Below are 25,778 nucleotides of genomic sequence, written 5' to 3'. Positions count from 1 at the left end.
GACGCGGTGTCCGGTCCTTGGACCGGGCAGGGACCATGGAGGGGCAGGGAACACCCGGGCCCGTAGCAGCGTTGGGACCGGGACGACCCCCCCCATCTACGAACTGTTCAACCGAGGAGCTGTCCCGTGAGCTTTCCCGCGCTGGTGGAGCCGGCCGCCGAGCTGACCATCGACGAGGTACGCCGCTACAGCCGGCACCTGATCATCCCGGACGTCGCGATGGACGGCCAGAAGCGGCTGAAGAACGCCAAGGTGCTGGTCATCGGCGCCGGCGGCCTCGGCAGCCCGGCGCTGCTGTACCTCGCCGCCGCCGGTGTCGGCACGCTCGGCATCGCCGAGTTCGACGAGGTCGACGAGTCGAACCTGCAGCGCCAGGTCATCCACGGCATGTCCGACCTGGGCAAGTCGAAGGGCCTGTCGGCCAAGGAGTCGATCCTCGAGATCAACCCGCTGATCAACGTCGTGCTCCACGAGGAGCGCCTCGACAACGACAACGTGTTCGACGTGTTCAAGGGCTACGACCTCATCGTCGACGGCACCGACAACTTCGCGACGCGCTACATGGTCAACGACGCGGCGTACTTCCTCGGCATCCCCTACGTCTGGGGCTCGATCTACCGCTTCGACGGCCAGGCGTCGGTGTTCGCGCCCACGATGGCCGACGACGCGCCGTGCTACCGCTGCCTCTACCCGGAGCCGCCGCCGCCGGGCATGGTGCCGTCGTGCGCCGAGGGCGGCGTGCTCGGCGTGCTGTGCGCGTCCATCGGCTCGATCCAGGTCAACGAGGCCATCAAGCTGCTGATCGGTGCCGGCGAGCCGGCCATCGGCAAGCTGGTCATCTACGACGCACTCGAGCTCGAGTGGCGCAAGCTGAAGGTCCGCAAGGACCCCAACTGCGCGCTGTGCGGTGAGAACCCCACCGTCACCGGCCTCATCGACTACGAGACCTTCTGCGGCGCGATCTCCGAGGAGGCCGCCGACGCCGCCGTCGACGCGACCATCTCGGTCACCCAGCTCGCCTCGATGATCAAGGAGAAGGAGGAGGGCAGCCGCGACTTCGTCCTGATCGACGTGCGCGAGCCCGCCGAGGCCGAGATCAACCACATCCCCGGCGCGGTGCTCATCCCCAAGGGCGACTTCCTCAACGGCACCGCCCTCTCGCAGCTCCCGCCGGTCGACTCCGGCAAGCAGGTCGTCCTGCACTGCAAGAGCGGCGTCCGCTCCGCCGAGTGCCTGGCGATCGTCAAGGGCGCCGGGTACGACGAAGCGGTGCACGTCGGCGGCGGCGTGGTGGCCTGGGTCAACCAGATCGACCCGAGCCAGCCGTCGTACTGACCGCTGCTCCAAGGCAACAGGCCCCGCGATCCCGAGGGATCGCGGGGCCTGTCCTGTTCCCCGGTCAGTCGGAGGTCACGGGTTGGTGACCTCGACGGTGATGGTGCCGTCCTTCTTCTCGTTCAGCACCCGGGCCCTGACCCCGGCTCCCGCGACCTTGACGGAGTTCCACGGGTTCGTGGCGGTCCAGTAGGCCAGCGGGTCGGTGTCGTCGAAGGTCGCGACCCCCGCCACGCTCGGGGCGCAGGCCTCGAGCGTCTTCACGCCGCCCGCGGTGCTGACCTGCTTGTGCAGGCAGACCCGGTCCGTCCGCGACTTGCCGAACGTCGCGTCGAACGGCTCGCGGCGGTTGCTCGGGCTGCTGCCGTCGGGGTAGGTCAGCGAGTCCGGCCGGACGTCCACCGGCAGCGCGTAGCCCTCGCCGACGTGCTTGCTGGTGTTGTTGTCGGCGTAGGCCAGGTCGACCAGCCAGACGAGCATGCCGTTCTGGTAGGGGAACTGCTCGACCCAGTCCGGCCGGGTGACGGCCTCGCTGAAGTTGTACGGACCGACCTTCAGCGTCTGGTCGTAGCCGACGTACTGGCGGTTCTCGATCAGGTAGTAGCGCGACGTCGTCTTCGTGTCCGTGCCCGTCGACGTGGAGAACCCGTCGGCCGTCCAGCCGTTGTCGCCCTGCTCGGCGCCGTCGGTGAAGGTCGTGGCGTCCGCGGCCACCGTGATGTTGTCGAGGAACGCCCCGGCCTCGTTGACGCCGCCGTCGGTGTTGTAGCGGAAGCGCAGGACCGACGCCGCACCACCCGGGGCGTAGGACCAGTCGTGGCTGGTCCAGTCGGCGTTGCCGGTGATCGTGGCGAGGTTGGTCCACGTCGAGCCGCCGTCGAGCGAGTACTCCACGTAGAGGTAGTCGTACCCGGCCTCGATCTGGTTCCAGACGTCGGCGCCCACGTCGACCGACGCCGCCGCCGGCACCGGGCGGGTCAGCGTCGCCACCAGGTTGTCGCCCCGGCCGCTCCACCAGGCGCGGGTGCCCTCCGGCGGGGTGGTGTAGGTCCGCACCGTGGTCTTGTCCGGCAGGTTGACCTTGATCGCCTGGTCGTGCCCGGTCATCGTGCGCTGCGACGGGCTCAGCTTGAAGGTGCCCTCCTGGCCGGCGTTCACCTCGGTGTAGTCGAGCCAGCCGAGGAAGAGCCGCTCCTCGGGGCCGAAGCCGCCGGGCGTCGTGCCGATGGCCCCGTCGGCGTGGTTGAGCCACGAGCCCGACGACATCACGGTCCAGAAGCCGGTGCCGTTCTCGCCACCCGCCGTGTCGTAGTAGTCGGGCAGCTCGAGGTCGTGGCCGTACTCGTGGACGAAGACGCCCAGGCCGCCGTTCTCCGGCTCGACGGTGTAGTCGCCGATGAAGTACTTCGACTGGCCGACCTGCGTGCCGCCGTAGAGGTTCGGCGTGTCGCCGACCGTCGGACCGGACTGGCCGTACTGGTCGCCGTTGACGTACCAGCGGTGCGACCAGATGGCGTCGTCGCCCGCGCCGGCCTCCTCGCCGCCGCCCGCGTGCACCGCCTGGAAGTGGTCGATGTAGCCGTCGGCCTCGTTGAAGTCGCCGTCACCGTCGAAGTCGTAGCGGTCCCAGACGTCGAACTGGGCGAGATAGGCGTCGATCTCGGCGGGCGTCCGGCCGGCGTCGAGCTGCGCGTCGTACCAGGCGTCGGCGGTGTCGGCGATGAACGCCCACGAGCCGCCGTCGTCCTCGACGGAGTTGTCGCCGTAGGTGGAGGCGTTGCCCGGGACCGTCACCCAGTCCTCGGTCGTCACCGACACGTCGTAGCGGCCCGACGAGGCCTCCTTGTAGAAGCTCTTGAACGACTCGCCCGAGCCGTTGAACATCTCGTCGTAGTGACCCTTGTCGAAGTCCTCGGTCCAGTACGTCGAGTTGTCCTGGGTGCGGTCGGGCTCCGGGATCTCGTTGTGGAGCGGACCCGGGTCGGTGCCGAGCTCGGGGTCCGACGCGGAGCCGAACTCGCCGAGGAAGGTCAGCACCTTGTCGGTCCGGTTCACGGGGAACTCGACGTACTTGCCGCCCTTGAGCCGGACCGTCGCGCCGCCTCCGGCGCGCTTCGACAGCTTCGCGCTGCCGGACTCGAGCATCTCGAGCGCCTTGCGCATCTCGCCGCGCTGCTCGCGGGTCTTCGGGCCGGGACGGTCGTGCTTCTTGGCGTGGGCCGAGGCCTGCCGCGCAGGGCCATCGGCGGACGAGTCGGCCTGGGCCGGCTGCGTGAAGGCGCTGCCGAGGGCGAGCGCCGCGGCGCCGGCCACGAGACCGGATGCCAGTTTCTTCAAGGGGACCTCCGAGATCGGTCGATTCACTGGACGAATGTGTGTCCGCGTCGTACCCCACACGAAAATCGCCGGTCACCGCAAGGGTCCTGCACAAAACTGAAGGAAGACGCGTGCTGCGCCCCCGTCCCACCCGTCCCGCCCGTAACCGTGACGCACTGTCGTCGTTGGTCAGGTCATCACGGCCCCGGTGTCCCCGGGCCGTTGCGAACCGGGTTTCGAGGCGTTTGCCGCACCGAGGGAGCACCTGAGGGCCCCGTCCGACGGACGGGGCTCTCGGCGTCTCACCGGATCGTCGCCGGACTGTCGACGGACTGTCGACGCCGCGGTGTTGGATGGTCCTGTGGACGAGGGGTACGTCGAGTCGGTGCTCGAGCTGGTCGAGCGGGTCCCGGAGGGCCGGGTGACGACGTACGGCGCCCTCGCGGCCGTCGCCGGCGGTGGACCGCGGCAGATCGGCTCGGTGATGGCCCGGTACGGCGCTCCGGTGCCGTGGTGGCGGGTGGTGCGTGCCGACGGCACGCTCCCCGACAGCCACGGCGACCGGGCGCGCGAGAACTACCTGGCCGAGGGCACGCCGCTCCGGGCGAGCGGCGGCCTCGACATGTCGCGGGCCTTCTGGGACCCGGCGACGGGGGACTGACTCAGCCGAGCGCGGCGATGGCCGCGTCGTAGTCGGGCTCCTGGGCGATCTGGGGGACGAGCTCGGTGTAGACGACCGAGCCGTCGGCGTCGAGCACGACAACGGAGCGGGCGAAGAGGCCCTCGAGCTTGCCGTCGGTCATCCGGACGCCGTAGTCGTCACCGAAGGTCGAGCGGAAGGCCGAGCCGACCTGGACGTTCTCGATGCCCTCGGCGCCGCAGAACCGGTTGAGCGCGGGCGGGAGGTCCTGCGAGACGTTGATGACCGCGGTGTTGTCGAGGCCGGCGGCCAGCTCGTTGAACTTGCGCACGCTCGCGGCGCACACGCCGGTGTCGATGCTGGGGAAGATGTTGAGGACGGTGCGCTTGCCCTCCGGCAGGGTGACGGCGCTGAAGTCGGCGCCGACGAGGTCGACCGAGGGAGCGGCGGAGCCGACGGCCGGCAGGTCGCCGACGGTGTTGACGGGGTTGTCCCCGAGTGCAGTGGTAGCCATGCCCTGATGTCTAGCAGGTCGCCCCGACGGCTCCGTCACCGGAGCCGACCGAGGAAGCCGACCGCCCTGCGGACCTCGAGCAGACGTCGCTCCCAGGTGATGCCGACGACGGTCAGCAGGGCGCCGGCGAGGCCGATCCAGACCCACTTGGGGAAGTCGCCCGCATAGGGGCCGAGCTCGCGCACCACGATCGCGGCACCGACGCTCGCGCCGACCAGCAGCGGCGCGCTCCAGCGCAGGGCCGCGCCGGCGATCGTGAGCGCCAGGCAGGCGCCGCCGAGCACCAGCGCCCGCAGCGACACCGGGTCGCCGACGACCAACAGCAGCGACGGGATCGTGCCCAGCAGCAGGCCGGGGAGCAGCGCCTCCGCGGTCCCGACCGCGGGCGAGCGCTGCATCCGCCAGGCGCCGAGCGCCAGCAGTGCCGCGGCGAGCGGGAGCGTGTACGCCTCCGGCTCCCGCACCTCCAGGTTGGCCAGGCGCACCCAGCTGGCGAGGAGCAGGAGGGCGGCACCGCCCCAGACCGCGTGGCGGCGCGACTCGTTGACCAGGGCGCTGGCGCAGACGACGAAGCCGGCGACCGCGAGCCACAGGGCGGCGAGCCCTCCCGGGTCCGTCGCGGTGCCGAGCGAGCCGGGCAGGGCGACGAGGGCGACCACCGCCGCGGTCAGCTCGACCTCGGGTCGCGCGATGACGACGGCCAGGACGCCGACCGCCAGCAGGACGGGGACCGCGACCCAAACGATGCCGCCACCGGTGGCGTGGACGAGGGCCGCGACGGCGAGCCCGAGCAGGGGAGCAGCCGCGAGCCGACCGGCCACGGTGCTGTCCGTGGTGCGCACGAGCGTCGCGAGCAGGAGGGCGAGCGCTGCGCCGACGCCGGCGACGACGGCGGTCAGCGGGGCGCTCGGGACGGCCGCCAGCGCGGCCGCGCCGGCGACCAGGACCGCCACCGCCGAGAAGCCGGTCGCGCGCAGGGCCGCGCTCCCGATCGCCACGAGGAGGAGCACGGCGACGGGGGCGGCCAGCTGGACGTCGTACGACGTGAGGGTGGCGGCGACGCCGAGGCCGGTGACGACGACGGCGACCCGGGCCCACGCGAGCAGGGCGGCGCGGCTGCGGTCGGTGGCGACGAGGGCGAGGAACGCGAACGGCACGAGGAGCGAGGGGGCCAGCAGCAGCGGCTCCGTGACCGGGGCCGGGCCGCCCACCACGACGTCGAACGAGCGCGTGAACGGGCGGATGTCGTCGGCCCAGCGAGCCACGGCCACGGCGCCCGTGACCACGGCGAGGCCGGTGAGGATCAGGCTGCCCGCCGCCGACGGGGCGATCGCGATCGGGCGGACCATCCGCGGGAGGACGGCAAGACCCGCGACCCAGGCGGTCGTCACGCCGAGGGCGACGAGACCGAAGGTCGCAGCGTCGGTGTCCACGCTGGGCAGCGTCAGCACGACGGTCACCACCATCGCGGCGCAGCTGGCGCCCGCGAGCGCGACCTGCTGGTGCCGGACGACGAGGCCCGGGACGAGCATCGCGGCCGCGGTGACGAGCAGCGACCAGCCGGAGCCGTCCGCCCACAGCTGGTGGAGGTCGGGGTCGAGGAGCGCATCGGTGGTGGCGATCGAGGCCGAGCCGAACCAGGCCAGCGCGCCGGCGGCGGCCACGGACCACTGCAGGGGGACGAGCCCGGCGACGCGACCGACGAGGACGATGCCGATCGCCAGGAGGGTCAGCAGGTGGCCCGGGACCAGGCGGTGGTCGGTGACGTCGACGGCGCCGGCGTAGGCGACCGTCAGGCCGATGCCGGCGATCAGCTGGGGCGCGACGAGCCGCGGCTGGCCGGCCGGGCGCAGGAGGGCGACGAGGACGGACGCGACGGCGACGGTCAGGCCGGCGGCGACGCTCACCGCGCCGTCCGAGCCGTCGCCGAGCCAGCCGGCCGCGCCGGCGCCGTACACGTCGAGCGCGAGCATCCCGAGGGCGACCACGATGAGCGACTCCCCGGCGATCCGCAGTCCGGTGCGGTGCAGGAGCAGGGCCGAGGCGCCGGCGGTCAGGGTGAAGGCGCCGAGCACCGCGGTCCGTCCGCCGACACCCAGCGCGGACCACGACACGGCGAGGAAGATGACGGCCGCGACCAGCAGGCAGAACGCGCCGAGGCCGAGCAGGATCTTCGGCACTGACGCGAAGGCGACGCCGCCCCGGTCGGGGGTCGGCGTCGCAGTCGTGGGGTACGGCGGCAGCGGGGGTGCCGGGGGAGCAGGCGTCGCCCGCTTGGGCTCGGGCGCCGCCGACGGCGGGACGAGCGGCCCGCCCAGGCTGGAGACCCGGGTGGCGGCGGGTGCGGTGGCGGCTGGGACGGGCCGGTCGTGGAAGAGGTCGCTGGCCGCGCGCAGCTCGCCGACCAGCGCGTCGGCACGACTCAGGGTGCGGAACAGGTCGACGGCGAGCGGGTGCCGGACCAGCAGGTCGCAGGTCGGGCAGACCGGTACGCCGTCCGGCAGGGCGGAGCGGCAGTCGGGGCACTGGGACGGGTCGGCGTAGCGCATGGATCCATTCGGCCAGTTGCGCACTCGGAACGGCATCGCCGAAGGGCTCAGTGCCGCTGAGCCCTTGTACTCAGTTGGCGGGTGGGGCTGGCGGGTGGGCGCCTGCGGCGCCTCCCGGGCCGGCCGTCCCGTCCGGCGGCTCCGGCGCCCACCCCCCCCGACGGATCGGCGCGTTCGCGCCCCGCCTCCGGCCCTGCAGTGTCGTCTTGCCGCCAGGCCAAGGCTGGACCTACGGGAGACAACTGCGGCGCGGCAGCGCGGCGGGAGCGTAGCGACGGCAGCTTGCTGCCCCCCGACGGAGCGAAGACGCGCTCGCGCTGCTGACCTTGCAGTGTCGGCTTGCCGCCAGGCCAAGGCCTGGCCTACGGAGGGCGACTGCGGCGCGGCAGCGCGGCGAGAGCCGTCGCCGGCAGCTTGCTGCCCGCTCTTCGGCGAAGACGCGCTCGCGCAAAAAGGGCGAAGGGCCCTCGTGAGTATGAGTCACAAGGGCCCTTCAGGTGACCGGTACTGGTGACGCTCCCGGTCCACCCGCCGGCTGCTGGGATCCCGCGAGCCTCGTCACCCGGCTCGCGCGGCCGGCGTCCCCGTGAGGGGCCGCCTCGACGTCGCCCCGAAGGGCTCCGGCGTGGCCGTGCGGATCCTCGCCTTCCGGCGGATCCCGCTCTCCCGGAGGAGTGCGTGGGAGAAGTTCTACGCCCGCTGGTCGAGCGTTGACAAGGGGTTTTCTCCAGGTTTTTCGGGGGGTTTCGATCATCCACCGATCCTCGGCGTGTCGTCCACAAGCAGACGCGCTCCGTCCACAGGAAGAACGTGTTCCTCCCCAGATCGGGGGCGTGCCTGTGGAGGAAGCGACCCGGCAGACTGGGGGCATGGATCGACCGCCCCTCGCCGTACGCCATGACCTGGAGCCGCACCCGGAGGGTGGGTGGTACCGGCAGACGTGGGTGGCGGACACGACCGTCGAGCTGCCGGACGGGCGGGTGCGGCCGACCGCGACATTGATCTACTTCCTCCTGCCCGCGGGCGAGTCGTCGGCCTGGCACCGGGTGCGCTCGGACGAGACCTGGCTCGCCCACCAGGGAACGGTGACCGTCGAGCTCGGTGGTGACGGCCCGGCACCGGACCCGGGCTCCACGGTGCGGCTGGTCGTCGGGCCGGACGCGCCCCAGGGTCTGGTTCCCGCCGGGGTGTGGCAGCGGACGCTGGTCTCCGGTGCGGACGCGCTCGTCAGCTGCCTGGTGTCCCCGGGCTTCGACTTCGCGGACTTCGAGCTCGCCTGAGGGTCGTCCGGGGTCCGCGCGGTTTGTGTCGGGCGGGGGTGGTTGAGTGGCGCCCGTGGAGCAGCAGGCCAGCCAGCCGACGTACGTCCTCGCCCCGGGGACGGCACCCGGGCCTGCCCCGGAGCTCGACGAGCACCAGCGCCGCGTGGTCGAGCACGAGGGCGGCCCGCTGCTCGTGCTGGCCGGGCCCGGCACGGGCAAGACGACGACCTTGGTCGAGGCGGTCGTCGACCGGATCGAGCGGCGCGGCGCCAGCCCCGACCAGGTCCTCGCGCTGACCTTCTCCCGCAAGGCGGCCGACCAGCTGCGCGACCGGGTGAGCGCGCGGCTCGGGCGCACGACCGGCCACCAGCTGAGCTCGACCTTCCACTCCTTCGCCTACGCGCTCGTGCGCCGCTACGCGCCGGCCGAGCTCTACGAGGCGCCGCTGCGCCTCCTCTCGGCTCCGGAGCAGGACGTCGTGCTCCGCGAGCTGCTGGCCGACCACCCGGAGTCGGTGACCTGGCCCGAGCGCTTCCGGCAGGCCACCGCGACGCGCGGCTTCGCGCGGGAGGTCCACGCCGTGCTGGGGCGCGCGCGGGAGAAGGGGCTCGACGGCGAGGAGCTGCGGCTGCTGGGGGAGCGCGAGGGCATCGACGAGTACGTCGCCGCGGGGCTCTTCCTCGAGCAGTACCTCGACTCCCTCGACAGCCTGGGCGCGACCGACTACGCCGACCTCATCCGGCGCGCCTGCATCGAGGCCCACGACCACCGCGACGAGCTGCGCGCGCGCTTCCGCCACGTGTTCGTGGACGAGTACCAGGACACCGACCCCGGCCAGGTGGCGCTGCTGCGGGCGCTCGCCGGAGACGGGCGCGACCTCGTCGCCGTGGGCGACCCGCACCAGTCGATCTACGCGTTCCGCGGGGCCGAGGTGCGGGGGATCCTCGAGTTCCCGACCGTGTTCCCGAAGGCCGACGGCAGCCCCGCCGACGTGGTCGCGCTGCGGACGACGCGGCGCTTCGGCCCACGGATCCTGATCGCCGCGCAGCGGGTGGCCGGCCGGATCGGCCTGCCGGGCACGATCCCCGAGACGGCCCGGGAGTCCTTCCTGGCGCCGCAGTGCGCCCCCGGGCCCCACGGCGACGGCAAGGTCGAGGTGGTCACCTACGACACCGAGCGCGCCGAGGCCGATCACCTCGCCGACATCCTGCGCCGCGCCCACCTCGAGGACGGCCTGGGCTGGGACGAGATGGCGGTCCTGGTCCGCTCGGGTCGCGCGAGCATCGGCCCGCTCCGGCGCGCGTTGGGTGCGGCCGGCGTACCGGTCGAGGTCGCCAGCGACGAGGTCCCGCTGGTCCGCGACCCGGCCGTCCTGCCGCTCCTGGAGGCGCTGCGTGCCGTCGTCAACCTCGACAACACCGACCACAACGACGTCGGGTACGTGGATCCCGGTCGCGCCGAGGCGCTGCTCACCGGGCCGCTGGGCGGCCTCGACGCCGGCGACGTGCGGCGGCTCGCCCGACAGCTGCGGGCGCGCGAGAAGGACGCCTGCCAGGAGAGCGGCGGCACCCCCCGCAGCTCGCGTGAGCTGGTCCGGCTGGCGGTCGTCGACGCGAGCCACCTCGAGGGCCTGTCCGGTCCCGAGGCCGACCGGGCGCGCGCCGTGGCGCAGCTGCTGGCCGGCGCGCGCGCCGCGGCCGACGACGGTGCGAGCGCCGAGGAGCTGCTGTGGACCCTGTGGTCCGGCACGTCCTGGCCGCAGCGGCTGCGACGCTCGGTCGAGGCGGGCGGCGGCGCGGCGCGCCGCGCCCACCGCGACCTCGACGCGATCTGCGCGCTGTTCGACCTCGCGGCGCGGGTGGGCGAGAAGCGCGAGCACCTCGCGGTGGTGCCCTTCCTCGCGAGCCTGGTCCAGCAGGAGATCCCGGCCGACACCCTCGCCGACCGCGGCGCCCGCGGAGCGGCGGTTCGGTTGCTGACGGCCCACCGGAGCAAGGGCCTGGAGTGGCGGTTGGTCGTCGTCGCCCACGTGCAGGACGGCGGATGGCCGGACCTGCGCCGCCGCACGACCCTGCTCCAGGCCGACCGGATCGGACCGGGGGTCGTCGTCCCGGCGGTGACGCCGCGTGAGCTGCTGGCCGAGGAGCGTCGCCTGTTCTACGTCGCGTGCACGCGCGCGCAGGAGCGCCTCGTGGTGACCGCCGTGGCCTCGCCCGACGACGACGGCGAGCAGCCGTCGCGCTTCCTGGAGGAGCTGGTCCCGGACCGCGACCACATCGTCGCGGTGTCGGGCCGACCCGCGCGGCCGCTCTCGCTCGCGGGTCTGGTCGCGGAGCTGCGTCGTACCGTGGCGGACCCGGAGGCGGCCGAGCCGCTCCGCGCGGCCGCCGCGCGGCGGCTGTCCCGGCTCTCCGGGGAGTTCGCCGGTCGCCGGCAGCTGGTCGCGAGCGCCGACCCGGCGAGCTGGTGGGGCACGCGTGCCGCGAGTCGCTCCGCGGAGCCGATCCGCGAGGTCGACAAGCCGGTGCCGATCTCGGCAACGGTGCTCGACGCGATCGCGGCCTGCCCGACGCGGTGGTTCCTGGAGCGCGAGGCCGGCGGCGTGGCGCGGTCGCACCAGTCGGCCAACCTCGGCCAGCTGGTGCACGCCCTCGCGGAGCGGGTGGCCGACGGCAGCATCGACGGCGATCTCGACGTCCTGATGGGCGAGGTCGACCGCGTGTGGGACCGCCTCGACTTCCGGACGCCGTGGTCGAAGGACCGCGAGCACAAGCGGGTCCGCGCCGCGCTCGTCCGCTTCCTCACCTGGCACGAGCGCAACCCCCGCCGGCTGATCGCCACCGAGGCGCGGTTCGCGACGGTGGTGACGATGGACGACGGCACGCCCGTGCGCATCAACGGGTACGCCGACCGGGTCGAGATCGACGGCGACGGACGCGTCGTCGTGGTCGACCTCAAGACCGGTCGCGGCAAGCCGTCCGGCCCGCAGGTCCGCGATCACGTCCAGCTGGCCCTGTACCAGTACGCCGTCGACGCAGGAGCCCTCGACGACCCCGAGTCCGGCCTCACCGGGCTCGCCAGTGGGGGAGCGGAGCTGATCCAGCTCGGCCTCGAGGACGGCTCGGTCGACGCCACCCGCCAGGAGCAGGACCCGCATGCCGCCGAGGGGCCCGAGCGGGCTGCGTTGCGCACCCGCATCACCCACGTCGCCCACCTGCTGCGTGAGGAGACCTTCCCGGCGGTGGCCGGCGACCACTGCCGCGACTGCGGCTTCGTCGCGATCTGTCCCGTCAAGAGCCCCGGATCGGTGGTCGAGCGATGAACCCGGCGATCAGCACCCCCGAGGACCTCCAGCGGGTGATGAGGGCGGAGTTCCCGCCCAGCCCCGAGCAGTGGACGGCGATCACGGCGCCGCTGTCACCGGTGGTCGTGATCGCGGGTGCCGGCTCCGGCAAGACCACCCTGATGGCGGCCCGCGTCGTCTACCTCGTGCTGACCGGTCAGGTACGGCCCGAGGAGATCCTCGGCCTGACCTTCACCACGAAGGCAGCGGCCGAGCTGCGCCAGCGGGTCCGGGCCGCGCTGACCGCGGCGGGCGTGCTCGACCTCAAGCAGGCGGCCGACGGTGAGGAGGTCCTCGAGCCGACCGTGGCCACCTACAACGCCTACGCCGCCGGCCTGCTCACCGACCACGGCCTGCGGATCGGCCACGAGCCCGACACCCGGGTCATCACCGACGCCGCGCGCTACCAGCTCGGCGCCCGCGCCGTCGACCGCTACGACGGCGCCGTCGAGAAGCTGTCCGACCACCCGCCGACCGTGATCCAGAACCTCCTCGCGCTCGACGGGGCGATGAGCGAGCACCTGGTCGGGCCCGACGACGTGCTCGCGTTCGACGCCGCCGAGCGGAAGGCGTTCGAGCGGGCCGTCGCCGAGGAGCAGGCGGGCAAGAACCGCAAGACCTACGTCGAGGCGAGCCAGAAGGCGGTCGACGTGATCGACCGCCGGGCGGAGCTGATGGGCCTCGTCGCGTCGTACAGGCGGTTGAAGGCGGAGCTCGGGCTCATGGACTTCAGCGACCAGATCGCGCTGGCAGCGCGGCTCGCCGACGCGCAGCCGGAGGTCGGCCGGCTCGAGCGCGAGCGGTTCAAGGTCGTGCTCCTCGACGAGTACCAGGACACGTCCGTGGCCCAGGCCACCCTCCTCGCGCGCCTGTTCGGTGAGGGCCACGCCGTGATGGCCGTCGGTGACCCCAACCAGGCGATCTACGGCTGGCGTGGTGCGTCGGTGTCCAACATCATCAACTTCCCCGAGGTCTTCCCGGCGGCCGGCGGGGCCCCCGTCCCGGTGCTGCCGCTCACGGTCAACCGCCGCTCCGACACCCGCATCCTCGACGTCGCCAACAAGCTCGCCGAGCCGCTGATGGCGAAGTACGGCGACAAGGTCGCCGTCCTCCGTCACGGATCGACGCGGCCGGGATCGGTGCGGGTCAAGGTGTTCGAGACCCACCTCGACGAGCTCGCCTGGCTGGCCGGCCAGGTGCAGGCCACCCACGACGCCGGGACGCCCTGGGCGAAGATCGCGGTGCTGAGCCGGGACAACCAGCACGGCGAGGCCGTGTTCGACGCGCTCACCGGCGCCGACATCCCGGTCGAGATCGTGGGTCTCTCCGGTCTGGTCCGGCTGCCCGAGATCGCGACGGTCGTCGCCACGCTCAAGCTGGTCCAGGACGTCACCGACAACGAGTCGCTGCTGAGCCTGCTGGCCGGCCCCCGCTGGGCGATCGGCCCGCGCGACCTGCGTCTGCTGGGCCTGCGGGCCTTCGAGCTCGCCGGTCGCGGCGGTCGTGACGAGACGGCCGGGTCGGTCCACGACCAGCTGGTCGCCATCGCCGACGGCATCGACCCGGCGGAGGTCCCGTGCCTCGACGACGCGCTCGCCGACCCGGGAACGGCGGCGTACTCCCCGGAGGCGCTGGAGCGCTTCGCCCTCCTCCGCGACGAGCTGCGCCTGCTGCGGTCGTCGGTGGGGGAGCCGCTCCTCGACCTGGTCCGTCGCATCGTCGACGTCACCGGGGTCGACGTCGAGCTGGCGTCGTCGATGAGCAAGGCGGCCGCCGCCCGCCGCGAGAACCTCGACCTGTTCGTGAAGGCGGTCGCGGACTTCCAGGCGGTCGACGGCGACGTCACCCTGCCGGCGCTGATCGCGTGGCTCACGGCCGAGGACGAGGCCGGCAACGGACTCGAGGTCGCGACGCCCTCGGGTGCGGACTCGGTCAAGCTGCTCACCGTCCACCGGTCGAAGGGCCTCGAGTGGTCCACCGTGTTCTGCGTGGGTGTCGGTGAGGGCCGGTTCCCGAGCACGCAGGGGCGGTCGCTGTGGTGCTCCTCGCCGAGCGTGCTGCCCGCGCCGCTGCGCGGCGACGCCGACGACCTGCCGCAGCTCGCGGGCCACGACAAGGCAGCGCTCGACGCCTACCGCGCGGCCACCCGCGCGCACGAGGCCGAGGAGGAGCTGCGCCTGGGCTATGTCGCGTTCACGCGCCCCGAGCACGACCTGTGGGTCACGTCCTTCCTGTGGGGCACGCGCAAGAACCCCTACGGGCCCTCGTCCTTCCAGGTGGCGATCCGCGAGCTCTGCGACGGCTGGGGCGAGCCGGTCGACTGGCTCGACAAGCCCGAGAAGGGCGCCGCCAACCCGTTCGACGCGGTCGACCCCTCGCGGCCGTGGCCGGTCGAGGGCATCGGGGCCGAGACCGCCCGGAGGCTCGACGCCGCCCAGCGGGTACGAAGCGCGGACCCGGCCGCCGGGGACGACGACCTCGAGCTCGACCTCGTCGACGCGGCCCGGGTCGCGGACTGGGACCAGGAGATCGAGCGGCTGCTCGCAGAGGCCCGGTCCGACCGGTCCCAGCGCGTCGAGGTGCCGCTGCCCTCGTCGCTGTCGGCGACGGCGCTGGGTCGCCTGCGCGACGACCCGGAGGGCTTCGCCCGCGACCTGGCCCGGCCGATGCCGCGGCCGCCGGCGCCGGCCGCCCGGTTCGGCACCCGGTTCCACGCGTGGGTGGAGGCCCGGTTCGGCCAGCAGGGGCTCTTCGAGCCCGACGAGCTGGAGGGACGCGCCGACGCGGGCATCGACAACGACAGCGACCTGAAGGAGCTGATCAACCGCTTCGAGGCGGGCCCCTTCGCGACCCGCGAGCCCACGGCGATCGAGGCCCCGTTCGCGCTGGTCCTGACCGGGGCAGGCGGAGTGCGGCAGGTGGTCCGCGGCCGGATCGACGCGGTCTACACCGAGCCGGACGGCTCCTACCTCGTGGTCGACTGGAAGACCGGCGTCCACCAGGAGGCCGACCCGCTCCAGCTCGCGCTCTACCGGCTCGCGTGGTCGGAGCTCACCGACGTCCCGCTCGAGCGGGTGCGGGCGGCGTTCTGCTACGTGCGGACCGGCGACATCGTGGAGCACGACGGGCTGCCCGACCGGGCGGGCATCGAGGACCTGCTCAGCGGCGGACCACGCTGATCCGCGGCGGTACGCCGAGCGACCGGCCGACCACGCAGTAGCGCTCGGTCGCGGTCGCCAGCCGGCCGAGGGTGGCGTCGTCGGCGTCCGTGTCGAGGACGACGGTGACGACGACGTCCTGGACGCCGATCGGTGCGTCCCGGTCGACGCCGAGCGTGCCGCGGGCGTCCCACCAGCCCTCGGCGCGCAGGTCGGCCGACCGGATCTCGACGCCCATCGCCGTCGCGACGGCACGCAGGGTGACCCCGGCGCAGCCGAGGAGCGCCTGGAGCAGCAGGTCGGCCGAGCAGGCGTCGTGGCCGTCGCCCCCGGCCGCCGCGTGCAGGCCGGCGCGCACCGGCCCGGCGAAGCCGTCGACGGTCGCGGTGACCTCCGGGTCGCGGTAGTCACCGGTCGCCGTGGTCGGGATCCGGGCACTGGCCGGGTCCGTGCGGTAGCGGTCCTTCAACGGCGCCTGGGCGGCGCGGAGCGTGCTCGCGTCCATGGCTCACCGTAGCCGCCCGCCTCGTCGCTCCATCAGTCTCCTAGGCTCGGGACGTGACGTTCCCCCACCTCTCGCTCGTCGCCGACCCGCACGACCGCCTCGGGCTGCTCCGCACCGACGAGGACTGGCTGCAGCAGCGCTGGGAGGATCCGGCCAGCCGCGTGCTGGTCATCGCCGGAACCCGGGTCCGCCCCGGCCCCGACGGGCTCGAGTGGGTCGCGAGCGCGGACGCACCGGACGGCGTACGCGTGCTCCTCGGCGACCGCGACGGTACGACGTGGTGGGCGGTCATCGTCGACGGCGACGTCGTCAAGGCGGAGCCGGAGCAGTGGCTGCCGCTGCGGGGGCTGCTGCCCTTCCTGAGCGGTGAGGCCGTCGCCCAGGCGCCGCTGGTGTTCCACGCGATCGGGCTGGCGGAGTGGCACTGGGCGCACCGGTTCTGCCCGCGCTGCGGGGGGAGGCTCGTGCCGCGCGCAGCCGGCCACGAGCTGGTCTGCGTCGACTGCGGCAAGGCGCAGTTCCCGCGCTCGGACCCGGCGGTGATCATGCTGATCGCGGCCGGCGAGCCCGGGACGTTCGAGGAGCGCTGCCTGCTCGGGCGCGGCAGGACCTGGCCCGAGGGCCGGTTCAGCACGCTGGCCGGCTTCTGCGAGCCGGGGGAGTCGCTGGAGGACGCCGTGCGCCGCGAGGTCCTCGAGGAGACCGGGGTCGTCGTCGGCGACGTGACCTACTTCGGCAACCAGCCGTGGCCGCTGCCGTCCAGCCTGATGCTCGGCTTCCACGGCCGCGCCCTCACCGAGGAGATCCGGCTGGAGGATGCCGACGTCGAGGACGCCCGGTGGTTCACCCGCGAGCAGATGCGCCGCGAGGCCGAGGACGGCTCGCTGGTGCTGCCCGGCGGTGTCTCGATCAGCCGCTCGCTGGTCGAGGACTGGTACGGCGGGGTGCTGCCCGGCAGCTGGTGAGGCGGGGGCGCTCAGGCGCCGAGGCGCTCCAGCTCCTCGAGCTTGCCCTTGACCTGGGCCACGCTCGGGTTGGTCTGCGCGCTGCCGTCGGAGTAGACGAGCGTCGGGACCGTCTGGTTGCCGTTGTTGGCCGACTCCACGATCGCCGCCGCCTCGGGCTGCTGCTCGATGTCGACGATGTCGTAGGCGATGCCCTCGCGGTCCAGCTGGCTCTTCAGCCGGTGGCAGTAGCCGCACCAGGGGGTCGTGTACATGACGAAACGCTCGGAACCAGTCACGCTCATGCGAACACCCTAGGCAGGGGGCCCATTCCCGCCTGATTCGTCACGGTGTCCGGTTCAGGCCGCGTCGTTGGCGCAGCGGAAGCCGATGTTGCCCGACGACGACTCGGCCGTGTTCGAGGAGCGGGCGGCCACCCGGTAGCGGTTGCAGTAGCTGTCGTGGCACAGGTAGGAGCCGCCGCGCATCACCCGCCGCACCTGCGCGGGGTCCTCGTCGGGCTCGGCGGCGACGGGGGCGACCACGGGCTCGGGGCCGGCCCGGTCGGCGTACTCGGTCGGGCGGAAGGCGTCTTGGCACCACTCCCAGACGTTGCCGACGGTGTTGTGCAGGCCGTAGCCGTTGGGCTGGAAGGCCGTCGCCGGCGCGGTGGTGAGGTAGCCGTCGTCCAGGGTGTTGTGGCCGGGGAAGTCGCCCTGCCAGATGTTGCAGCGCCAGCGGCCGCCGTTGGTCAGCTCGTCGCCCCACGGGTAACGGGCCCGGTCGAGGCCGCCGCGGGCGGCGTACTCCCACTCGGCCTCGGTCGGCAGCCGCTTGCCCGCCCAGCGGCAGTAGGCCTGCGCGTCGTTCCACGACACGTGCACCACGGGGTGGTTCTGCAGGTCGGCGATCCCGGAGCGGGGACCGCCGGGGTGGCGCCAGTCGGCGCCGCGGACGGCCAGCCACCACGGGACCCCGGTCGCGCTGCGCAGGACGTCGGCCGGGGCCGCGTCGACGGCGAGGTGGAAGACCGCCGAGACCCCGTCACGCTCGGCGTCGGTGACATAGCCCGTGGCCTTCACGAAGGTGGCGAACTGGGCGTTCGTGACCACCTTCGCATCCATGAGGTACGACGCCAGCCGGACCTGGTGCACGGGCAGCTCGCCGTCGGCGGGGTACCCGTCGCCATGGCTGTCGCCCATCCAGAACGTGCCGGCGGGGATCCTCGCCTGGCCCCGGGTCGACCGGGAGCCGGCGGGCACCGTCGTCCGCACCCCGGGGGCGCCCGCGCGGCTGGTGGCCGGGCTGCAGCACGACCCGGCATGCTCCGCAGGGTGCTCCTCGGGGCGCTCCTCGGCCCGCGTCGCGGGGCTCGTGTCGAGGAGCGGCAGGAGGGACCGTCCGGCCGGGGAGAGCGTGCTCACCCGATCAAATTACAGTAACTCACTCATATTTCGTTCTTCACGTCCGGATCCCGTCGTCCACAGGGGCCGAGTGAAGTGTCGAACCCGGCGTCTACTGTCGGTCCGTCAGCCCACCCGCTCTCCGTGAAGGAGATGTCCCGCACCATGGCCGCCGCCGACCCGATCGAACGGCTCCTGTCCGCCCTCGACCCCGAGCAGCGACAGGTCGCCGAGACGCTGCGCGGGCCGGTGCGCGTGCTCGCGGGCGCCGGGACGGGCAAGACGCGGGCCATCACGCACCGCATCGCGCACGGGGTGCACTCCGGGCTCTACGCGCCGACCGAGGTGCTGGCCGTCACCTTCACCACCAGGGCCGCCGGCGAGCTGCGCCAGCGCCTGCGCCAGCTGGGTGCCCCCGGGGTCCAGGCGCGGACCTTCCACAGCGCCGCGCTGCGCCAGCTGCGCTACTTCTGGCCGCACGCCTACGGCACCGAGCTCCCCGAGCTGACCGAGTCCAAGCTCGGCATGCTCGCCGCCGCCTGCCGCACGCTCGGCGTGCGCAGCGAGCAGGCCCAGCTGCGCGACCTGGCCTCCGAGGTCGAGTGGGCCAAGGTCAGCAACGTCCGGCCCGAGAGCTACGCGGGCATCGCCGAGGCGCGCGGCCGTGGCGTCGACGGGCTCACGCCGATCGACGTCGCCCGCGCGTTCGCCGCCTACGAGGACGTCAAGCGCGAGCAGGGCCGGATGGACATGGAGGACGTGCTGCTGCTGACCGCGGGCCTGCTGGACGCCGACGAGCGGGTCGCTGCGCAGGTGCGGCGGCAGTACAAGTGGTTCGTCGTCGACGAGTTCCAGGACGTCTCCCCGCTGCAGTCGGCCCTGCTCGACCTGTGGCTGGGCGGGCGCGACGAGCTGTGCGTGGTGGGCGACCCGGCGCAGACCATCTACTCGTTCGCCGGTGCCGACGCGACGTACCTCCGTGACTTCCCGAAGCGCTACGAGGGCACGACGTCGATCGAGCTGGTCCGCAACTACCGCTCGACGCCGCAGGTGGTCGAGCAGGCCAACAAGCTGCTGGCCGGCACGCCGAGCGCCGGCGTCGAGCTGCGCTCGCAGCAGCCGGCCGGCTCGGCCGTGCGCTACGCGGGCGAGCCCGACGAGGTGGCGGAGGCCCGCAGCGTCGCCGACCGGATCGCGCGGCTGCACCGGGCGGGCACGCCGTACGGCGAGATGGCCGTGCTGTTCCGCATCAACGCGCAGTCGGAGACCTTCGAGGACGCCCTCACCGACCGCGGCATCCCCTATGTCGTGCGGGGCGCGGCGCGCTTCTTCGAGCGGCGCGAGGTGCGCGAGGCCGTCACCCGGCTCCGCGGTGCGGCCCGGTCCGGCGAGGCAGACGGCCTGCCCTGGGTGAAGGTGGTGCGCGACGTCCTGGGCGGGATGGGGTGGACCAGCGAGCCGCCGACGGCGCGTGGGCAGGCCCGCGACCGGTGGGAGTCGCTGCAGGCCCTGGTCGACCAGGCCGAGGACTTCGCGACCGAGCGGGGTGTCGAGGCCTCCGTGAGCACCTTCGTCGAGGACCTCGACCGCCGGGCCGCCGAGCAGCACGCCCCGACGGCCGACGGCGTGACCCTGGCGACCTTCCATGCCGCCAAGGGCCTCGAGTGGGATGCCGTCTTCTGCTGCGGCGTGCAGGACGGCACCGTGCCGATCACCTATGCCAGCCAGGAGGGCGCGCCGGCCGGAGCGGTGGAGGAGGAGCGCCGCCTGCTCTACGTCGGCATGACGCGTGCCCGCAAGGAGCTCATGGTGTCGTGGGCCGCCGCCCGCAACCCCGGGCAGGCGCCGCGCCGGCAGGCCTCGCGCTTCCTCGTGCCGCTGCTGCCGGCCTCCCAGCAGCCGCAGGCCACCCGCGGGCGCACGAAGGTCGCGCGCTGCCGTGACTGCCTCCAGCCGTTGGCGACGGCGGCCGAGAAGAAGCGCGGTCGCTGCGCCCACCATCCGACCCGCTACGACGAGGAGCTCTTCGACCGGCTCAAGGCCTGGCGGCTCGAGACCGCCCGGGAGGCCGGCGAGGACGGCAAGCCGCTGCCGGCGTACGTCGTGTTCACGGACGCGACGCTGGAGCTGATCGCGGAGCAGAAGCCGACCACGATCACGGCCCTCGGAAAGGTCAACGGGGTCGGCCCGAACAAGATCGAGAAGTACGGAACGGACGTCCTCCGGCTGGTTTCAGAAAAACCTTGAAAAAACCTCGATAAATGATTTGCACCGCCTGATACGCGACCGTTACGGTCGTCAGGCAACAACCGCTGCGCATCACAGCCCTGGCAAGGCTGGCGCCTTTCACGCACCTGAGGAGGTGGCACCCATGGAGAACATCACGATGATCCCGATGTCCGACGTCAACGTCTGGCAGATCTCGCTGACCGCGCTCGACTGCGCCACCTCTGCTCTCGCGACCCTCGAGGTCCAGGGCATTGCCGTGCGTCAGGCCGCTCCGGCGTCTGCCGCCTTTGCGCCGTTCGCCGCTGGCGACGCCGCTCTGGCCTCCGACGTGACGGCCGTCAAGCGGGAGCGCGCCCTCACCGGCATGGGACACCGCGGCAACACGACCGCCTACGTCCCGGGTTCACCAGCCTGGAGCCATCCGAACTGATCAGCATCAGCTCGGCAGCCTCCAGGCCGCGGAACCCGACAGACCGGGATCCGCGGCCTTTGTGTTTCTCAGGACCTGAGAAGGCGAAGGCCACCGGATCCCCTCAAGGAAACCGACCAACGCGATCAGGTCAACAAGAGGAGGTGAAAGCTGATGACGACCAGTGTTCTCGAGCCGACGCTGGACGAGCTGCTGCCCTGCCGTCTGAACGACGCGGAGCTGTGGTTCGCCGAGTCCCCGTCGGACGTCGAGTCCGCGAAGGCCCTGTGCCAGGCATGCCCCGTGCAGGCGATGTGCCTCGCCGGCGCCCTCGACCGGCGTGAGCCGTGGGGCGTGTGGGGTGGCGAGCTGTTCCTGGCCGGCGTGGTGATCCCGCGCAAGCGGCCCCGGGGCCGCCCGCGCAAGGACGCCACCGTCACCGCCGCGTGATGGCCCGCACGCCACTGCCGCGGATCTGCTCCACCGAGTGATCAACCCCAAGACCAACAACCGAAGGACTTCACCATGTACAACATGCTCAACGAAGACATGGCGCGCGCGCAGATGGCCGCGCGCCTGGGAGAGGCGCAGCAGCTGCGCGAGGCCACCCAGGTGGCTCGCGCCCGCCGCTTGAGCCGCAAGGCCGAGCGTGCTGCGCAGCAGGCTCGTCTCGCCCTCGCTCGCGCGCTCTGATCACGGCCGGGTCCCTGCCAAGGATCCTGCCTGACAGCGAGACGGAACGTCCTCGCAAGCCCTCCTCTCTGAGGGACACCTGATCGCGGGTGAACAGAAGGGGCCGGAACCGACCACCGTCGGTTCCGGCCCCTTCGCATCTTTTCGGTCACGACGCGTCCCCCGCGTGCGCGCTGCTCCTAGGCTGGGGCGATGAGCGTGACCTGTGACTTCTGCGGTCGCCGCGTGGACGGCGACGCGCCGCCGCTCACCTGGACGACCGCGGTCGAGCGCGGCCGGGTCCGGCGCTTCTGCGACGAGTGCTCGCGCGACAACCTGCGCTCGATGGAGGCGAAGCTCGACAGCGAGTGGTGGTGACCTGCCCGCTCACTCGAACAGCGTGGGCGCGTCCCACGCACAGCCGCAGTCCGGGTGCCGGCCCCAGTGCAGGGCCGCCGGCGCCGCGGTCGGCCCGATGTCGAAGGTCGTCGACCAGGTGCTGGGGGAGTCGCCCTCGACGTAGCGCGCCAGGTCGCGCACGGCCCACGCGAGCGCCAGGGCGTCGAGGACCGGGTCCAGCGGTGGCGGGCGCTCCGTCGCCGCGCGTGCCGCCTGGGCCACCAGGAACGGCCGGCGGGCGTCGTGCAGCGCCTCGTGCGCGTCCACGCAGCGCAGGCAGGCCGTGTGACCGGGATGGACGAAGGGCCCGACCCGGCGCCGCCCGGCACCACCGCTGACGACGAGGTGGGGGATCGAGCTGCGCACGAGCGGGTCGAGACGCTCGCGGTCCAGCGGTCCCGTGCTGACCACGAGGTGTGCGGTGGCGCCGTCCTCGCCGCCGGTGCGCCGCAGGCCTGCCTGGGCGAGCAGCGGACCGAGCAGCGGCTCGGCTCCCGGAGCGGCCCGTACGACGATCGCGGCTGCGGACCGGGCGGCGCGGCGGCGTACGGCGTCGGGGCCGAACTGGGCCCGCAGCACCTGGTCGGCGGGCTCGGGCACCGCCTCGGAGTCCGGTACGACGACCAGCAGGCCCGTCGCGTCCAGTCGGTCGAGCGCCGGGGAGCTGGTGCCGTGGGGGACGCCCGGGAACCGGCCGAGGGCGGACAGCAGGTCGCGGGTGGCGGGCTGGTCGGGCAGCTGGACGACGGGCCCGTCGAGGCCGACCTGGAGCACGCCGGGCCCGCGGGCCATCACGGGTGTGCCGGGCCGGAGGAGCAGGCGCGAGGACATGGCTGCAGCGTCGCACCGCGGCCCGTGCGCTGCCCGGCGTCATCCACAGGCACGGGGGAGCCGCCGGAAAACATGCCGCGGGCGGCACCACCGGTGGTGGTGCCGCCCGCGACGGTCGGTCTGTGTGGCCGGGTGATCAGGCCTTGCCGAGGATGCGGTTGAGGTTGGTGCCGCACTCGGGGCAGACGGCCTTGGCCATCCGGGTGCCCTTCTCGTTCACCTTGACCTCGCCCTCAGCCTCACGCTTGGCCTTGCACTTCACGCAGTAGAACTCGCCGCTCCAGGTCTCCGCCATGACGGCCTCCTTGCCATGTTTCATTCTGTTGGTCGTCGCGACGGGGGTCTTTGGGGGAAGCCCGCCGGGGCCCGGAGTCACACTCCAAGCCTCCCTGACCCTACGGCACGCCGCCACACGGGCGCAGTAGCGTGCCCCGCATGTCTGAAACCGCCCGAATTTCACCTCCGCCGCCGTCGCTGGTCCACCTGCGCCTCGAACGGCCCGCGGAGGGCGTCGCGCTGCTCGTCCTGGACCAGCCGGACCTGCGCAACGCGATGAGCGACGAGATGACCGCATCGTGGGTCGCGGCGGTCGACCACCTCGCGGCGGACCCGTCGGTGCGAGCCGTCGTGGTGACCGGCGAGGGCAAGGCGTTCTGCTCGGGCGGGAACCTGTCGTGGCTGGCCTCCGAGCCCGACGCCACCGTCGACGACCTGCGCAACCGGATGCTGCCGTTCTACCGGGCCTGGCTGTCGATCCGCCGGCTCGAGGTGCCGACCATCGCCGCGCTGAACGGGGCCGCGATCGGCGCCGGGCTCTGCATGGCGCTCGCCTGCGACATCCGGTACGCCGCCCGGGGTGCCCGGATGGGCGTGCCCTTCACCAAGCTCGGGATCCACCCGGGGATGGCGGGCACCTACCTGCTGCCCGACGTGGTCGGACCTGCTGCCGCCAGGGACCTGTTCCTCACCGGCCGGCTGGTCGACGCCGACGAGGCGCTCGGGCTGGGCCTGGTCTCGCGGGTCCTCGAGCCGGAGGGCTTCCTCGACGAGGTCCTCGCCGTCGCGGAGGGGATCGCCGGGGCCGCGCCGATCGCGACCCGGCTCACCAAGCGGGCCCTGCAGCGCGGGCACGCGAGCATCGAGACGGCCCTGGAGTGGGAGGGCCTGGCCCAGCCGGTCACCCTCGCGACCGAGGACCTGCTGGAGGGGATCCGGGCGGCCCAGGAGAAGCGGGCGCCGCAGTTCCGCGGCCGCTGACCGGGCCCGGACGCAACGATGCCCCCGGTTCGCAGGACCCTCGCTTGCCTTCCCCTTGCGAGCGAGGACTGCGGCCCGGGGGCCTCGTCGTGGGAGACGCTAGGCAGCGGCGGCGGCAGGGTCAATCCGACGGGACCCCACCCTGTGGACAGACCTGTGGACACGGTTGTGGAAGAGCGGCGGTCGCGGTGGACAGAGGCGAGGGATCGGTGAGTTCGGTGTGGACGGACCCGGGAAAACGGGGCGGTTCGTGACGTCGTACTGTCGGGTGACCTGCGGGAACGCTGCCCACAGGTTCTTCCACCGGTTGTGGACAACAAATACTTCAGTCCCGAAGGGAGCGTGATCGGGGTCACATGGCGGACGAGGTGTACGACGGCTCGCCGGTCGCGGCGCTGCGCCGGATCGCGTTCCTGCTCGAGCGCGGCCGGGCCGACAGGTACAAGGTGAAGGCCTACCGGGGTGCGGCCAACGCGATCCTCCCGCTGCCGGCCGACGAGGTCGCCGCGCGGGCCCGCGCCGGCACGCTGACCGAGCTCGCCGGGGTCGGCGCGAGCACCGCGCGGGTGATCAGCCAGGCCGTCGCCGGGAAGGTGCCGGACAAGCTCGCCGAGGCCGAGGCCGAGTACGGCGCCCCGCTGACCGACGGCGCCGGAAGCGCGCTGCGCGCCCGCCTGCGGGGTGACCTGCACTCCCACTCGGACTGGTCCGACGGCGGCTCGCCCATCGAGGAGATGGCGATGACGGCGATGGAGCTCGGCCACGACTACCTCGTGCTGACCGACCACTCGCCGCGACTCAAGGTCGCGCGCGGCCTCTCCGTCGAGCGGCTGGCTCGCCAGCTCGACGTGGTCGACGCCGTGAACGCCCACCTGGACGGCGGGTTCCGGCTGCTCAAGGGGATCGAGGTCGACATCCTCGACGACGGCGGGCTGGACCAGACCGAGCAGATGCTGGCGCGCCTCGACGTCCGGGTCGCGAGCGTCCACTCGAAGCTGCAGATGGACGCGGAGCAGATGACGAAGCGGATGGTGGCCGCCGTCCGCAACCCGTACGCCAACGTCCTCGGCCACTGCACCGGCCGCCTGGTCACCGGCAACCGCGGCACCCGGGCCCAGTCGCGCTTCGACGCGCGGACGGTCTTCGAGGCGTGCGCTGAGGAGGGCGTGGCGGTCGAGATCAACTCCCGGCCGGAGCGCCGCGACCCGCCCACGAAGCTGCTCGAGCTGGCCCGGGACATCGGCTGCCTCTTCTCGATCGACAGCGACGCGCACGCGCCCGGGCAGCTGGACTACCCGCTGCTCGGCTGTGAGCGGGCGGAGGCGGCCGGGATCGACGCCGACCGGATCGTCAACACCTGGCCCGTGGAGCGCCTGCTGGAGTGGGCGGCTCCCTGAGTTCCCCGGTTTCGGGGCTCCAGCGCCGTAGGGTCGGGCCATGGGAGCGCGGAGCAGGCCGCGGGTCGAGGTACGACGGTCGGGCAAGCGGCGTCGTACCGTGTCGGCGTACCGCGACGGCGCCAAGATCGTCGTGCTCGTCCCCGACAACCTCTCCGGCGAGGAGGAGCGCGCCTGGGTGACCAAGATGGTCGCCCGGGTCGAGCGCAAGGAGCTGCGCGCCGCGGCGCCGCGCAAGTGGGACGACGAGGACCTGATGGCCCGCGCCCAGCGGCTCAGCGACGCCTACCTCGGCGGGCTCGCGGTGCCCGAGTCGGTCCGCTGGGTCGGCAACCAGCGCTCCCGCTGGGGCTCCTGCACGCCGAGGGACCGGACGATCCGGCTCTCCGAGCGGCTGCAGCGGATGCCCGAGTGGGTCGTCGACTACGTCATCGTGCACGAGCTCGCGCACCTGATCGAGCCGCAGCACGACGAGAAGTTCTGGGGCTGGGTCGCGCACTACCCGCTGTGGGAGAAGGCGAAGGGCTACCTCGCCGGCTGGTCGGACGCGGCGCGGATGCCGCGACCGCCGGGGCACGAGGTGTACCCCGCCGGCGACGCGGTGGACTAGACGCG

General features: G+C 73.0%; 21 protein-coding genes and 1 pseudogene. 14 read left to right on the top strand and 8 right to left on the bottom strand.

Translation table 11 applies throughout. From position 1 onward, the window contains the following. Window positions 1-126 precede the first annotated feature (126 nt). Entirely contained in the window at window positions 127-1,335 is a 1,209-nt protein-coding gene (gene moeZ / locus AC2YHB_RS17470) for an adenylyltransferase/sulfurtransferase MoeZ (protein ID WP_179650397.1), read from the top strand. Window positions 1,336-1,410: 75 nt separating this feature from the next. Here the strand turns inward: moeZ and AC2YHB_RS17465 are convergent, their stop codons facing one another. Continuing rightward, the gene (locus AC2YHB_RS17465; RefSeq protein ID WP_179650398.1) at window positions 1,411-3,672 is read right to left on the bottom strand and encodes an immune inhibitor A domain-containing protein; all 2,262 of its coding nucleotides are present in this window, start codon (window positions 3,670-3,672) and stop codon (window positions 1,411-1,413) included. A gap of 340 nt (window positions 3,673-4,012) precedes the next feature. Here AC2YHB_RS17465 and AC2YHB_RS17460 point away from each other — a divergent pair, with 340 nt between their 5' ends. Beyond that, entirely contained in the window at window positions 4,013-4,312 is a 300-nt protein-coding gene (locus tag AC2YHB_RS17460; RefSeq protein WP_207010000.1) for an MGMT family protein, read from the top strand. Between the two features lies 1 nt (window position 4,313). Here the strand turns inward: AC2YHB_RS17460 and tpx are convergent, their stop codons facing one another. Then, a complete protein-coding gene (gene tpx / locus AC2YHB_RS17455) occupies window positions 4,314-4,805 on the bottom strand; it encodes a thiol peroxidase (RefSeq protein ID WP_036541057.1) in 492 nt (163 codons plus the stop codon). A gap of 35 nt (window positions 4,806-4,840) precedes the next feature. Beyond that, window positions 4,841-7,354, bottom strand: coding sequence for an SCO7613 C-terminal domain-containing membrane protein (locus AC2YHB_RS17450; RefSeq protein ID WP_487354342.1), 2,514 nt, complete (start codon window positions 7,352-7,354; stop codon window positions 4,841-4,843). 869 nt (window positions 7,355-8,223) lie between these two features. Between AC2YHB_RS17450 and AC2YHB_RS17445 the strand changes: the two genes are divergently transcribed. From AC2YHB_RS17445 to AC2YHB_RS17435, 3 genes are read left to right on the top strand one after another with little or no spacing between them, the layout of a single operon-like run. Further along, the gene (locus tag AC2YHB_RS17445; RefSeq protein ID WP_179650402.1) at window positions 8,224-8,634 is read left to right on the top strand and encodes a cupin domain-containing protein; all 411 of its coding nucleotides are present in this window, start codon (window positions 8,224-8,226) and stop codon (window positions 8,632-8,634) included. Between the two features lie 55 nt (window positions 8,635-8,689). Beyond that, window positions 8,690-11,938 (top strand): ATP-dependent helicase, encoded by a 3,249-nt coding sequence (locus AC2YHB_RS17440; protein ID WP_179650404.1) that lies wholly within the window; start codon window positions 8,690-8,692, stop codon window positions 11,936-11,938. After that, window positions 11,935-15,138 carry an ATP-dependent helicase gene (locus AC2YHB_RS17435; RefSeq protein ID WP_487354341.1) on the top strand — a complete coding sequence of 1,068 codons (3,204 nt, stop codon included), beginning with the start codon at window positions 11,935-11,937 and terminating at the stop codon, window positions 15,136-15,138. The genes AC2YHB_RS17440 and AC2YHB_RS17435 overlap by 4 nt, the downstream gene beginning before the upstream one ends. On the opposite strand, the gene AC2YHB_RS17430 is transcribed toward AC2YHB_RS17435, so the two are convergent. Further along, window positions 15,119-15,622 carry an OsmC family protein gene (locus AC2YHB_RS17430; RefSeq protein ID WP_179650408.1) on the bottom strand — a complete coding sequence of 168 codons (504 nt, stop codon included), beginning with the start codon at window positions 15,620-15,622 and terminating at the stop codon, window positions 15,119-15,121. The genes AC2YHB_RS17435 and AC2YHB_RS17430 overlap by 20 nt on opposite strands. A 53-nt stretch (window positions 15,623-15,675) precedes the next feature. Here AC2YHB_RS17430 and nudC point away from each other — a divergent pair, with 53 nt between their 5' ends. After that, a complete protein-coding gene (gene nudC / locus AC2YHB_RS17425) occupies window positions 15,676-16,587 on the top strand; it encodes an NAD(+) diphosphatase (protein ID WP_179650410.1) in 912 nt (303 codons plus the stop codon). Between the two features lie 11 nt (window positions 16,588-16,598). Here nudC and AC2YHB_RS17420 read toward each other — a convergent pair whose 3' ends face one another. Continuing rightward, window positions 16,599-16,841 carry a mycoredoxin gene (locus tag AC2YHB_RS17420; protein WP_036541872.1) on the bottom strand — a complete coding sequence of 81 codons (243 nt, stop codon included), beginning with the start codon at window positions 16,839-16,841 and terminating at the stop codon, window positions 16,599-16,601. 84 nt (window positions 16,842-16,925) lie between these two features. After that, entirely contained in the window at window positions 16,926-17,840 is a 915-nt protein-coding gene (locus AC2YHB_RS17415; RefSeq protein WP_444547293.1) for a formylglycine-generating enzyme family protein, read from the bottom strand. Window positions 17,841-18,122: 282 nt separating this feature from the next. Between AC2YHB_RS17415 and AC2YHB_RS17410 the strand changes: the two genes are divergently transcribed. The 5 genes and pseudogenes from AC2YHB_RS17410 (at window position 18,123) to AC2YHB_RS17390 (ending at window position 21,657) form a co-directional block, all read left to right on the top strand. Further along, window positions 18,123-20,216, top strand: a complete 2,094-nt coding sequence (locus tag AC2YHB_RS17410; RefSeq protein WP_257027567.1) for an ATP-dependent DNA helicase UvrD2 — start codon at window positions 18,123-18,125, stop codon at window positions 20,214-20,216. Window positions 20,217-20,340: 124 nt separating this feature from the next. Further along, the gene (locus AC2YHB_RS17405) at window positions 20,341-20,628 is read left to right on the top strand and encodes a hypothetical protein (protein ID WP_036541874.1); all 288 of its coding nucleotides are present in this window, start codon (window positions 20,341-20,343) and stop codon (window positions 20,626-20,628) included. 153 nt (window positions 20,629-20,781) lie between these two features. Beyond that, complete coding sequence (locus AC2YHB_RS17400; RefSeq protein ID WP_036541875.1) at window positions 20,782-21,057, top strand: WhiB family transcriptional regulator; 276 nt, start codon at window positions 20,782-20,784, stop codon at window positions 21,055-21,057. Window positions 21,058-21,117: 60 nt separating this feature from the next. Beyond that, a pseudogene (locus AC2YHB_RS17395) lies at window positions 21,118-21,300 on the top strand (hypothetical protein); the annotation flags it as partial. A gap of 192 nt (window positions 21,301-21,492) precedes the next feature. Then, window positions 21,493-21,657: a hypothetical protein gene (locus AC2YHB_RS17390; protein ID WP_179650416.1), complete on the top strand. Its 165-nt coding sequence runs from the start codon at window positions 21,493-21,495 to the stop codon at window positions 21,655-21,657. 9 nt (window positions 21,658-21,666) lie between these two features. Here the strand turns inward: AC2YHB_RS17390 and AC2YHB_RS17385 are convergent, their stop codons facing one another. Continuing rightward, a complete protein-coding gene (locus tag AC2YHB_RS17385) occupies window positions 21,667-22,509 on the bottom strand; it encodes a hypothetical protein (protein WP_179650418.1) in 843 nt (280 codons plus the stop codon). Window positions 22,510-22,645: 136 nt separating this feature from the next. Beyond that, entirely contained in the window at window positions 22,646-22,804 is a 159-nt protein-coding gene (locus tag AC2YHB_RS17380) for a DUF5679 domain-containing protein (protein WP_107776774.1), read from the bottom strand. 140 nt (window positions 22,805-22,944) lie between these two features. Between AC2YHB_RS17380 and AC2YHB_RS17375 the strand changes: the two genes are divergently transcribed. From AC2YHB_RS17375 to AC2YHB_RS17365, 3 genes are all read left to right on the top strand, one after another. Beyond that, window positions 22,945-23,766 carry an enoyl-CoA hydratase/isomerase family protein gene (locus AC2YHB_RS17375; protein ID WP_051931633.1) on the top strand — a complete coding sequence of 274 codons (822 nt, stop codon included), beginning with the start codon at window positions 22,945-22,947 and terminating at the stop codon, window positions 23,764-23,766. 356 nt (window positions 23,767-24,122) lie between these two features. Then, entirely contained in the window at window positions 24,123-25,163 is a 1,041-nt protein-coding gene (locus AC2YHB_RS17370) for a PHP domain-containing protein (protein WP_179650420.1), read from the top strand. A 40-nt stretch (window positions 25,164-25,203) separates the two neighbouring features. Continuing rightward, on the top strand, window positions 25,204-25,773 hold the full coding sequence (locus tag AC2YHB_RS17365; protein ID WP_036541879.1) for a M48 metallopeptidase family protein: 570 nt from the start codon (window positions 25,204-25,206) through the stop codon (window positions 25,771-25,773). The last annotated feature ends 5 nt before the right edge of the window (window positions 25,774-25,778 follow it).

Source organism: Nocardioides sp. SRI_004, assembly GCF_057586415.1.
Note: the sequence above shows the minus strand (reverse complement) of the source record. Positions and strands in the feature narration are given on the sequence as shown.